This is a genomic window from Streptococcus bouchesdurhonensis, assembly GCF_948472335.1.
Genome location: NZ_CAOKTW010000011.1, coordinates 45,694 through 57,873, shown reverse-complemented (window position 1 = coordinate 57,873; position 12,180 = coordinate 45,694). Strand labels below are relative to the sequence as shown.

Genomic DNA, 12,180 nt, shown 5'->3' with positions numbered 1-12,180 from the left:
TTTTTTTATGTCTTAGATGTCTTTCGTTTGTGATTATAAATTCCAAATAGTAAAAGTGAAGTAAAGGAACAGATTGATCCAGTAATAAAACCATTGGGAATAAAGGAAAGTGTAATAGTTCCTTTTCCCTTAGGAACGTCAACTTTCATAAAGCCAGTTTGAGCTTGTTTAATCTCTATTTTCTTACCATCTTGGTAGGCAGACCAACCTTTGTCATAAGGAATGGTGAAAAAAATAGATGTATCTTGTTGGACATCATATGTAGCAAAAACCTTGTTTTTAGAAGTTGATACTGTTACAGGCTGTTCTTTAATTTTTTGAATTGCCTCAGTTAAAGTTTGGGTATCTAAACGATAGAAGGTAGGAGATTCAAATGATACTTGTGAATTTCCAGGGAAACTAACATAAATATTGAAAGTTTTTGTCTCTTTTGTATAACCTAGATTAAAGAAGGAGAAGACATTATCAGTTGTAAAAGTTTTCTTTTCTCCATTTACAAGGATGTCAACCTTTTTTTGTTTGTCATTAGAAAAGTGAAGGTTTGTGAAAGAAAGATAAACTTGGCTGTTTTCTGGCACTTCAATTTGATACTGGATTGCTGCATCCTCAGTTGAAGAACTTGTGACACTAATCAAATCATTAGTATTTTCTGTTTTGTCATAAGGTATTGGAGAAAAATAATCAAAATTGACGTTAGCAAGTTGATTTAAAAACGAGGCCTGATTATCCAAAGTGTGTTCATTGAACTTGACATCATTGTAAACAGATTGACTAGCAAATGCAATCGGAAGAGAGTATTGATTTTCATATAGGGTAAGATTATCTTTTTGATAGATATCTTTAAAACCATACTTATCAATAGGACTGTCTGAGATATTGTACTGGATACCAAATAAACTATCAGCCAAAATACTATTATTTGCATAGCGGAGATTGAGATTAGTCCCAGAGGATTTAAACCCGAGTTTATCCAAAGTAGAGCTTGCTGAACGATTTCGAACAGATGAAAATTGAGAGATTCCATTGTAGTTGAATTTCATACTGTCATTTCCTGTCTGAGTTTGTAGTTTTTCAGTACGAGTAAATTGATTTCCAATATCTGTTGAGAAAGATTCCATAGCTGGGATATCTCGATTATATGAACTTCGAGAAGCAAAACCCCATTCTTTAGCAATTCCGTCCATTTGAGATGAAGCATTTAAACTCATTTCAACCATTATAAATAAAGAGATTAGAATGGCAAATAGATTTACAGAGATAAACTTTTTGATAACTGCAAGGAGTAAAAGCGAATAGACAACCAAAAATTCAAGAGTAAGCAGAATATTCAAATCTGTTAAAAAAGAATAATGCGATTTTAGATAGATGGTAGCTAAAAATCCTGTTACTATAAGAAAAAGCGAAACTAAAAAATTCCAGATTTTAATTTCTTTCAGACGATTTAAGACTTCCGCTGCTGTGTAAATTAACAAGGTAGAGAAAATCCAAGCATAGCGATGTAAAAACATGTTTGGAGTATGCATTCCTTGCCAAAATAAATCAAGAGCTTCTATATAAAAGCTTGCAATTAGAAATGTAAAGAAGATTGCATAGATAAGTTTCACGTGAAACTTAATAGATTTCAGCGTAAAAAATAAAATGGTCAAAATAAAGGGGAGTAGTCCAACAAAAATCATTGGGATGGCCCCATACTTTGTTGTGTCAAAGGAACCAATGAATTGCTTAGCAAAGAAATCAAGATACCAGCTACTTTCAGTTTGAAACTTTGTAACTTCAGTTAATTTTTCCCCATGTGTCTGTAAATCAAACAGAGTTGGAAGAGTCATAATCAAACTAGCCATACCAGCTAAAAAGGAGGTGGCAACAAAATCAAGAAAAGATGATTTTCGAGTTTTAAAGTCCCAAGAAATTTGACAGAGATACCAGAAAATAAGAAACAATGCTGTCATATAGCCAAAATAATAATTTTGGATAAATAAAATTGACAGACTTGTAAAGTATAATGAGGATTTCTTTTCAGTTATAAGTATTTGTAAACCAGTTATAATTAAAGGAATCAAGATAAAAACATCCAACCAGGTTTTTATCTCTAATTGACTGACAGTGAAACTCATCAGAGCATAGGAAGTAGATAAAGCTAGTTTTAGAGGCTTAGGAATCGATTGAAATAATTTATTTAAACTAAAATAAGTTGACAGTCCAATCAATCCAAATTTTAAAAGAGTTGTCAGATAGACAGCATCGGGCATATTCGACAGATTAAAAAAGTAAACTAGAGGTGAAAGGAAACTTCCCAAGTAATAACTAGATAGGGCATAGAAATTTAATCCGAGGCCACTTGTAAAGGTGTAAAACAGACTACCATTTCCATGTAGGATATTTCGTAAAGCTACATCAAAAATAACGTATTGATGAAACCCATCTCCTAATAGTGGAGATGTATCGCTATTCCAGTAGATACCTTGAGATAGATATACTCCGGTCATAATGACTATAGGAATGATGAAAGAAACAAAATAGGTCCAATATGTTTTAAAAAATAATTTCATGCTACCTCATAAAATGTTAGAAAACTCAGCTGGTTACCCCAACTGAGTTTTGAAGTTTCATTTAGTCTTTCCAAAGTTCTTTAACTTTTGCTTGTACTTCTGCATTCTCTAGGAATTCATCATAGGTTTCATCGATACGGTCAATGACGCCATTTTTAGACAAGACAATGATATGGTTAGCTAGAGTTTGAATAAACTCGTGGTCATGGCTGGCAAAGATGATTGATTCTTTAAAGTTTTTCAATCCATCATTCAAGCTTGAGATAGATTCCAAGTCCAAGTGATTGGTTGGATCATCAAGTACAAGGACATTTGATTTTAAGAGCATAAGTTTTGAAAGCATGACACGAACTTTTTCTCCCCCTGACAAGACGTTTACAGGTTTGTTAACCTCATCCCCAGAGAAGAGCATACGGCCGAGGAAGCCACGTAGGAAAGTATTGTCATCTTCTTCTTTACTTGCGAATTGACGCAACCAGTCAAGGATTGACTCTCCTCCTGCAAAATCAGCTGAGTTATCTTTTGGCAAGTATGAACGGCTAGTAGTTACTCCCCACTTGACAGTTCCTTCATAGTCAATGTCCCCCATGATTGCACGAATTAATGCAGTCGTTTGGATGTCATTTTGTCCAATAAGCGCTGTCTTATCACCTGGACGCAAGATGAAACTAATATTATCTAAGATAGTTTCGCCATCAATCTTTACAGTTAGATTTTCTACTGTCAAGAGATCATTACCGATTTCACGTTCCGCTTTAAAGTTGATAAATGGATATTTACGACTAGATGGCACAATCTCTTCAAGTTCAATTTTATCAAGCATTTTCTTACGTGATGTTGCTTGTCTTGATTTAGAAGCATTGGCAGAGAAACGGGCAACGAATTCTTGCAATTGTTTAATTTTTTCTTCTGCTTTAGCATTACGGTCTGCTAGCAATTTAGCAGCGAGCTCAGAAGATTCCTTCCAGAAGTCATAGTTTCCGACATATAGTTTGATTTTTCCAAAGTCAAGGTCGGCCATGTGAGTACATACTTTGTTTAAGAAGTGACGGTCGTGGGATACTACGATAACGGTGTTATCAAAGTCAATCAAGAAGTCTTCTAGCCATGTAATTGATTGGATATCCAAACCATTGGTCGGCTCGTCCAAAAGAAGGACATCTGGTTTACCAAAAAGTGCTTTGGCGAGGAGAACCTTTACTTTTTCACCGTTGGCCAATTCGCTCATATTTTGATAGTGCAATTCTTCTGGGATATTTAGGTTTTGAAGGAGTTGAGAGGCTTCACTTTCTGCTTCCCATCCCCCAAGCTCGGCAAACTCTCCTTCAAGTTCGGCAGCACGCACTCCATCTTCGTCTGAGAAATCTTCCTTCATGTAGATGGCATCTTTCTCTTTCATGATGCTATAAAGTTTTTCATTTCCCATGATAACAACATCAATGGCACGTTCATCTTCATAGTCAAAGTGATTTTGACGAAGAACAGAGAGACGTTCATCTGGACCAAGAGAGATGTGACCAGTAGTAGGTTCGATATCTCCAGCTAAAATTTTTAAAAAGGTTGATTTTCCGGCACCATTAGCACCGATCAATCCGTAAGTATTTCCTTCTGTAAATTTGATATTGACATCATCAAAAAGTTTGCGATCACTAAAACGTAGTGAAACATCAGATACTGTAAGCAATGTTTTTCTCCTATATATGTAATATATTTATTCTACTAGAAAATACGGAAATATTCAAATTTTTATCTATCAATTTTGTGTAAATTAAATTTACAGCATACTTTACACAAATCCGTAAATAGCAAGGCTGATTTATTTTGATAAATTACGGTTATTTCATTAAAAAAATGCTATAATTGAAGGGACTATATCGAAGGAGAACAAAATGACTAAACCCATTATTTTAACAGGAGACCGTCCAACAGGAAAATTGCATATTGGACATTATGTTGGAAGTCTCAAAAATCGAGTATTATTACAGGAAGAGGATAAGTATGATATGTTTGTGTTCTTGGCTGACCAACAAGCTTTGACAGATCATGCTAAAGACCCTCAAACCATTGTAGAGTCTATCGGAAATGTAGCTTTGGATTACCTTGCAGTTGGATTGGATCCAAGTAAATCAACTATCTTTATTCAAAGCCAAATTCCAGAATTAGCTGAGTTGTCTATGTATTATATGAATTTAGTGTCATTAGCACGTTTGGAGCGCAATCCAACTGTCAAGACAGAAATTGCTCAGAAGGAATTTGGAGAAAGCATTCCGACAGGATTTTTGGTTTATCCAATTGCACAAGCAGCTGACATCACAGCCTTTAAGGCCAACTATGTTCCTGTTGGGACAGATCAGAAACCAATGATTGAGCAGACTCGTGAAATTGTTCGTTCTTTTAACAATGCATATAACTGTGATGTCTTGGTAGAACCGGAAGGTATTTATCCAGAAAATGAGAGAGCAGGGCGTTTGCCTGGTTTAGATGGAAATGCTAAAATGTCTAAATCACTCAATAATGGTATTTATTTAGCTGATGATGCGGATACTTTGCGTAAAAAAGTGATGAGTATGTATACAGATCCAGATCATATCCGCGTTGAGGATCCAGGTAAAATTGAAGGAAATATGGTTTTCCATTATCTAGATGTTTTTGGTCGTCCAGAAGATGCTCAAGAAATTGCTGACATGAAAGAACATTATCAACGAGGTGGTCTTGGTGATGTGAAGACCAAGCGTTATCTACTTGAAATATTAGAGCGTGAACTTGGTCCTATTCGTGAGCGCCGTATCGAATTTGCTAAGGATATGGGAGAAGTTTATAATATGCTTCAAAAAGGTAGTGAAAGAGCGCGTGAAGTAGCAGGTCAAACCCTATCTGAGGTTAAAGGTGCAATGGGACTCAATTACTTTAACTAAGTTTATTTTACAAGAAACTATCATTTCTATCTCAAAGAAAAGATAGTTTTTTATTTACCCCTGTAATATTTGACAAATTTTTATAGAATGGTATGATAGATACAATATAAAAAGAGTCAAGCTCAAAAAGAAAGAAAAGAGGAAACTTCGAATGTCTAATTGGGACACTAAATTTTTGAAAAAAGGTTTTACCTTTGATGATGTATTGCTTATTCCAGCTGAAAGTCATGTGTTGCCTAACGATGCTGATTTAACAACTAAATTGGCAGATAATTTGACTTTAAATATCCCAATTATTACCGCTGCCATGGACACAGTTACAGAGAGTCAAATGGCCATTGCTATTGCTCGTGCAGGTGGTCTCGGAGTTATCCATAAAAACATGTCAATTGCTCAACAAGCAGACGAGGTTCGTAAGGTAAAACGTTCTGAAAATGGAGTTATTATTGATCCGTTCTTCTTGACGCCTGAACATACAATTGCTGAAGCAGATGAGCTTATGGGTCGTTATCGCATCAGTGGTGTTCCAGTTGTTGAAACACTTGAAAATCGTAAATTGGTTGGTATTTTGACAAACCGAGATCTTCGTTTTATTTCAGACTATAACCAACCAATCTCAAATCATATGACCAGTGAAAATCTTGTTACTGCTCCTGTAGGTACAGATCTTGCAACGGCTGAAAGCATTCTTCAAGAACACCGTATTGAAAAACTTCCGTTGGTAGATGAAGAAGGCCGTCTTTCTGGTTTGATTACTATCAAAGATATTGAAAAAGTTATTGAGTTTCCAAATGCTGCTAAAGATGAGTTTGGTCGTCTACTAGTTGCAGGTGCAGTAGGTGTTACTTCAGATACATTTGAACGTGCAGAGGCTCTTTTTGAGGCAGGAGCGGATGCGATTGTTATTGATACTGCACATGGTCATTCTGCAGGTGTCTTGCGTAAAATTGCTGAGATTCGTGCTCACTTCCCAGATCGTACTTTGATTGCTGGAAATATTGCAACAGCTGAGGGTGCACGTGCCCTTTATGAAGCAGGTGTAGACGTTGTCAAGGTTGGGATTGGACCAGGTTCTATCTGTACTACTCGTGTGATTGCTGGTGTTGGTGTTCCGCAAGTAACAGCTATCTACGATGCTGCAGCTGTTGCGCGTGAATATGGTAAAACGATCATTGCCGACGGTGGAATCAAGTATTCTGGAGATATTGTAAAAGCCCTTGCTGCAGGTGGAAATGCAGTTATGCTTGGATCAATGTTTGCTGGAACTGATGAAGCTCCAGGTGAAACTGAAATCTTCCAAGGACGTAAGTTCAAGACTTACCGTGGTATGGGATCAATCGCTGCTATGAAAAAAGGTTCAAGTGATCGTTACTTCCAAGGTTCTGTCAATGAAGCAAACAAACTTGTTCCAGAAGGAATTGAAGGTCGTGTTGCTTATAAAGGAGCGGCAGCTGATATTGTCTTTCAAATGATTGGTGGTATTCGCTCTGGTATGGGTTACTGTGGTGCAGCGAACCTTAAAGAGCTACACGATAATGCTCAATTTATTGAAATGTCTGGTGCTGGTTTGAAAGAAAGCCATCCTCATGATGTACAAATTACTAATGAGGCACCAAATTATTCTATGTAAAAAAACAATGAAAAGAACTCCAGTAAAAACAGGAGTTCTTTTACAATGTTGTCAATTTTCATTTACAGCAACTTTACCATCCTGAATAGTGAAGATACTTAGATTTTCTGGCAAATTTTGAAGATGATCTAAGCTTGTTGTTGTTATAAAGGTTTGGATTGACTGAGAAATCGTTTCTAATAATTTTAACTGTCTAGTGTTGTCAAGTTCACTCATGACATCGTCAAGTAATAATATCGGAGATTCTGTAGTAATACTTTCCATTAATTCGATTTCTGCTAATTTTATCGAGAGGACGAGACTACGATGTTGGCCTTGACTTCCGAAACTAGCATCCATCCCATTTATATAAAAAGAAATGTCATCTCGATGAGGCCCAACACCAGTATTCTTTTTAAATAAATCTCTGGACCTACTTTTTTCTAAAGCAATTTTGAAAGATTCTGATAAGTCTTCTTTTTCAGTTGACTTTACAGAAGATTGATAGGATATTGACAACTCTTCAATCTGATTAGAAAGTTCAAAATGTTTCTTACGACCAAAATGCTCTAGTTTTTTTATAAAATCTAAGCGGTGATTCATTACACGACATCCATAATCGACTAGCTGATCATCTAGTACTGAAAGGAAGGTTTCATCTATTTTTTGAGCTGATTTTAAATAGGTATTTCTTTGCTTAAGAATATGGTTATAATTGGTTAAATCTGATAAATAGATTGGCTTAATTTGCCCAAGCTCCATATCAATAAATTTTCGTCGAACTGAAGGTGCTCCTTTAATTAGTTGTAAATCTTCAGGAGCAAATAAGACAACATTCATGTGTCCTACATAATCTGAAAGGCGTGCCTGTTTTAAATGATTAACTTTTGTCACACGGCCTTTTTGTGTTAGTTCTATTTCTAGGGGAATGGATCCAGTTTTTTTCTGAACTAGACCTGAAAGATGAAGTTGTTCCTCATCAAAATGAATGAGATTTTTATCTGTTCGAGTTCGATGACTACGAGTTAAGGCTAAAAAATAGATAGCCTCTAGTATATTTGTTTTTCCTTGAGCATTGCGTCCTAAAAAGATATTTAATTTAGGATTAAAGTCTATTTTCGTCTCTTTGTAGTTACGAAAAGTTTTGAGAGATAGGTGTTGTAGCCACATGATTATCTACCAGGGAATCGTGGAGCTTGTTTGCTTTTAGGTGATGAAGTAGGTTTCGATTTGTCTCTTTTAAATCCCTTATTCATCTCTTTGACAAGTTTAGCGATCCGTTCTTTTTCAACTTTATCAGCTTGATATTCCTCTTGCTCCTCAGAAGTAGGTTGTGTCAATAAGATGTCAATATTCATGTCAGGTATGTCAATTTTATCACCAATGCGAAGTTTTTTACCACGACGACTCTCTAATTCCCCATTAAAGTAAACAGAATGTTCAGAGAGAAATGATTTGATAGCTCCTCCGCTATGTGTAATTCCAAGTTCTTTGAGTAGTGCTTGGAGGGTAATAAATTCTTCAAATAATTTGTATTCCATAATTCACCTCAATCTTTGGTATTATACCATATTTTCCTAAAAATAGTGAGAGAAACAAGGAGTAATGTAAGCGATTTTTATTTCAAAAGTGTTACAGAGAACAAGAAAATTTCAGGTTTTCGTGATATAATAGAAGTCTGTATATAAGGAGGTAAATCATGGAGTTAGTGCATGGAATTTCAACACATTTTATCCAATCAAAGAAGTTTAAAACGAACAAAATCACCGTGCGTTTTACCGCTCCATTATCTCTTGATACGATTGCAGGTCGCATGTTGAGTGCGAGTATGCTAGAGACTGCTAATCAGATATACCCCACTTCTCAAGATTTGAGAAGACATTTGGCCAGTCTATACGGTACAGATATGTCAACCAATTGTTTCAGAAGAGGGCAAAGTCACATTGTAGAATTGACATTTACCTACGTTCGTGATGAGTTTTTGAGTAGGAAAAATGTGCTAACTTCTCAGGTTTTGGAACTAGTAAAAGAAACTCTTTTTTCCCCCGTAGTAGTTGATAATGGGTTTGATCCGGCCTTATTTGAAATTGAGAAAAAACAATTGCTAGCAAGTTTAGCAGCTGATATGGATGATTCTTTTTACTTTGCACATAAAGAATTGGATAAATTATTTTTTCATGATGAACGTCTTCAATTGGAATATAGTGATTTACGAAATCGTATTTTAGTTGAAACTCCACAAAGTTCTTATTCTTGTTTCCAAGAATTTTTGGCTAGTGATCGAATAGATTTCTTTTTCCTAGGTGATTTTAATGAGGTTGAAATTCAAAATGTATTAGAATCATTTGGCTTTAAAGGTCGAAAAGGAGATGTGAAGGTTCAGTATTGTCAACCTTATTCAAATGTCCTTCAGGAAGGTATGGTTCGGAAAAATGTGGGACAATCCATTTTGGAATTAGGTTATCATTGCCCTTCTGAATATGGTGATGGGCAACATTTACCCATGATTGTAATGAATGGTTTACTTGGTGGATTTGCTCATTCTAAATTATTTACAAATGTCCGTGAAAATGCTGGATTGGCTTATACTATTTCAAGTCAGCTTGATTTGTTTAGTGGATTCTTGAGGATGTATGCTGGCATTGATAGAGAAAATCGGAATCAGGCTCGAAAAATGATGAATAATCAACTGCTTGATTTAAAAAAAGGATATTTTACAGAGCTTGAGCTAGAGCAGACCAAGGAAATGATTCGTCGGTCTTTGTTGCTTTCTCAAGATAATCAAGGTTCATTGATTGAACGTGCTTATCAAAATGCCTTACTTGGAAAATCTTCAGCAGACTTTAAAAGTTGGATTGCAAAACTCGAGCAAGTTGACAAAGATGCTATTTGTAGAGCAGCTAATAATGTGAAACTACAGGCGATTTACTTTATGGAAGGAATAGAATGACAAAGGTTGTTTTTGAAGAAAAATACTATCCAGCTGTAAAAGAAATGGTTTATCGAACTCGTTTGTCAAATGGATTGACAGTTTCTCTTTTGCCTAAAAAGGAATTTAAAGAGGTTTACGGGAGTGTAACTGTACAGTTTGGTTCGATAGATACGCTTGTCACAGAAATTGACGGAGATGTAAAAAAATATCCTGCAGGAATTGCTCATTTTCTTGAACATAAATTATTTGAAAGAGAAGATTCTAGTGATTTGATGTCTGCTTTTACGAGTCTAGGTGCAGATAGCAATGCCTTTACAAGCTTTACAAAAACAAACTATCTTTTTTCATCGACGGATTATCTCTTAGAGAATTTAGATTTACTTGATGAATTGGTAACATCGGCACATTTTACTGAAGATTCCATTTTAAGAGAGCAGGATATTATTCAGCAAGAACGAGAAATGTATCAAGATGATCCAGATTCGTGTTTATTCTTTTCAACTTTAGCGAATTTGTATCCTGGTACACCTTTAGCAACTGATATAGTTGGAAGTGAGGAGTCCATTTCCCAAATTAATCTAACTAATTTGCAAGAAAATTTCACAAGGTTTTACAAACCTGTAAACATGTCTCTGTTTTTAGTTGGCAATTTTGATGTGGATCAAGTACAGGACTATTTTGAAAGAAAAGAACTGGAAGAGTTAGATGTTCAGGAAGTAGCAAGAGAAAAGTTTGTTTTAAAAGATGTAAAGCAAACAGACAGTATGAGAATGGAAGTATCTTCTCCTAAACTAGCGATTGGTGTTAGAGGTAAACAAGATGTTGCTGAGGATGATTGCTATCGACATCATATTTTATTAAAATTATTGTTTGCAATGATGTTTGGTTGGACTTCGGATCGTTTTCAAAAGTTATATGAATCAGGTAAAATTGATGCGTCCTTATCTCTTGAAGTTGAAGTAACAAGTCGCTTTCATTTTGTTATGTTGACAATGGATACAAAAGAGCCAGTTGCTTTATCTCATCAGTTTAAAAAGGCTATTCGTAATTTTACAAAGGATTTAGATATTACAGAGGATCATTTAGATATTATAAAAAGAGAGATGTTTGGAGAATTTTTCAGTAGCATGAACTCTCTTGAATTTATTGCAACGCAATATGATGCTTTTGGACAAGGTGAGACAATCTTTGATTTGCCAAAGATTTTACAGGAAATTACTTTAGAGGATGTCCTTGATGCTGGACACCATTTAATAGATGATGGTGACATAGTTGATTTTACAATATTTCCATCATAGCAACCTATCATAATCGACACTAGAAAGAAGGAATGACAAGTATGAGGAAAAAAACAATTGGTGAGGTTTTACGTTTAGCTAGAACTAACCAAGGGTTGACTTTAGAAGAATTACATAAAAAAACAGAAATTCAGTTGGATATGTTGGAGGCAATGGAAGCTGATGATTTTGATCAACTTCCTAGTCCATTTTATACTCGTTCTTTTTTGAGAAAGTATGCGTGGGCAGTTGAACTTGATGAGCGAATTGTCTTGGATGCTTATGATTCTGGGAGCATGATTACTTATGAGGAAGTAGATGTTGATGAAGACGAGTTGACAGGTAGGAGACGTTCAAGTAAGAAAAATAAGGCATCATTTTTACCTTTATTTTATTTTATACTTTTTGCACTATCGATTGTCATTTTTGTGACTTATTATGTTTGGAATTATCTCCAGACTCAACCGGAGCGTTCGTCTGCGTCTAGTTATAGTGTAGTCCAAGCAATAAGTTCGACTAGTTCTGTAACTCCATCTTCAAGCAGTAGCTCATCTAGTAGTTCTTCAAATATAGAACCTGCTATAAGTGTATCAGGTGAAGGAAATCGAGTAGAAGTTGCTTATAAAACGAGCAAGGAAACTGCAAAATTGCAATTATCAGTGTCAGATGCTAGAAGTTGGGTTAGTGTTTCAGAAAGTGATCTTGAGGGTGGTGTGACTTTATCATCGGATAATAAAAGTGCGGAAACAAGCGTTTCAACTAAAAATCCTGTGACAATTACTTTAGGTGTTGTCAAAGGTGTTGCCTTAACAGTAGACAATCAGACTGTTGATTTATCGAAATTAACAGCTCAGACTGGAAAAATCGCTGTAACCTTTACTAAAAATTAAGGAAAAAC

At 35.4% G+C, this 12,180-nt stretch carries 9 protein-coding genes; 5 read left to right on the top strand and 4 right to left on the bottom strand.

The window, feature by feature from the left end:
* Positions 1-5: 5 nt before the first annotated feature.
* Both QMQ21_RS15940 and QMQ21_RS15935 read right to left on the bottom strand, forming a co-directional pair.
* The gene (locus QMQ21_RS15940; protein WP_261814795.1) at positions 6-2,549 is read right to left on the bottom strand and encodes a YfhO family protein; all 2,544 of its coding nucleotides are present in this window, start codon (positions 2,547-2,549) and stop codon (positions 6-8) included.
* A gap of 61 nt (positions 2,550-2,610) precedes the next feature.
* The gene (locus QMQ21_RS15935; protein ID WP_000958774.1) at positions 2,611-4,233 is read right to left on the bottom strand and encodes an ATP-binding cassette domain-containing protein; all 1,623 of its coding nucleotides are present in this window, start codon (positions 4,231-4,233) and stop codon (positions 2,611-2,613) included.
* Positions 4,234-4,438: 205 nt separating this feature from the next.
* On the opposite strand from QMQ21_RS15935, the gene trpS reads away from it, so the two are divergent.
* Both trpS and guaB read left to right on the top strand, forming a co-directional pair.
* Positions 4,439-5,464: a tryptophan--tRNA ligase gene (gene trpS, locus QMQ21_RS15930; RefSeq protein ID WP_000165449.1), complete on the top strand. Its 1,026-nt coding sequence runs from the start codon at positions 4,439-4,441 to the stop codon at positions 5,462-5,464.
* Between the two features lie 151 nt (positions 5,465-5,615).
* On the top strand, positions 5,616-7,094 hold the full coding sequence (gene guaB, locus QMQ21_RS15925) for an IMP dehydrogenase (RefSeq protein WP_000073418.1): 1,479 nt from the start codon (positions 5,616-5,618) through the stop codon (positions 7,092-7,094).
* A gap of 51 nt (positions 7,095-7,145) precedes the next feature.
* Here guaB and recF read toward each other — a convergent pair whose 3' ends face one another.
* Both recF and yaaA read right to left on the bottom strand, forming a co-directional pair.
* Positions 7,146-8,243, bottom strand: a complete 1,098-nt coding sequence (gene recF / locus QMQ21_RS15920; RefSeq protein WP_000266646.1) for a DNA replication/repair protein RecF — start codon at positions 8,241-8,243, stop codon at positions 7,146-7,148.
* Between the two features lie 2 nt (positions 8,244-8,245).
* Positions 8,246-8,614, bottom strand: a complete 369-nt coding sequence (yaaA, locus tag QMQ21_RS15915) for a S4 domain-containing protein YaaA (RefSeq protein WP_000455896.1) — start codon at positions 8,612-8,614, stop codon at positions 8,246-8,248.
* Between the two features lie 158 nt (positions 8,615-8,772).
* Between yaaA and yfmF the strand changes: the two genes are divergently transcribed.
* Genes yfmF through rodZ form a run of 3 tightly spaced genes read left to right on the top strand, consistent with a single transcriptional unit; the run spans position 8,773 to position 12,172 of the window.
* Positions 8,773-10,023, top strand: a complete 1,251-nt coding sequence (yfmF, locus tag QMQ21_RS15910) for an EF-P 5-aminopentanol modification-associated protein YfmF (RefSeq protein WP_261035060.1) — start codon at positions 8,773-8,775, stop codon at positions 10,021-10,023.
* Positions 10,020-11,303, top strand: coding sequence for an EF-P 5-aminopentanol modification-associated protein YfmH (gene yfmH, locus QMQ21_RS15905; RefSeq protein WP_261035061.1), 1,284 nt, complete (start codon positions 10,020-10,022; stop codon positions 11,301-11,303). The genes yfmF and yfmH overlap by 4 nt, the downstream gene beginning before the upstream one ends.
* A 41-nt stretch (positions 11,304-11,344) precedes the next feature.
* Positions 11,345-12,172 carry a cytoskeleton protein RodZ gene (gene rodZ, locus QMQ21_RS15900; protein ID WP_001227984.1) on the top strand — a complete coding sequence of 276 codons (828 nt, stop codon included), beginning with the start codon at positions 11,345-11,347 and terminating at the stop codon, positions 12,170-12,172.
* The last annotated feature ends 8 nt before the right edge of the window (positions 12,173-12,180 follow it).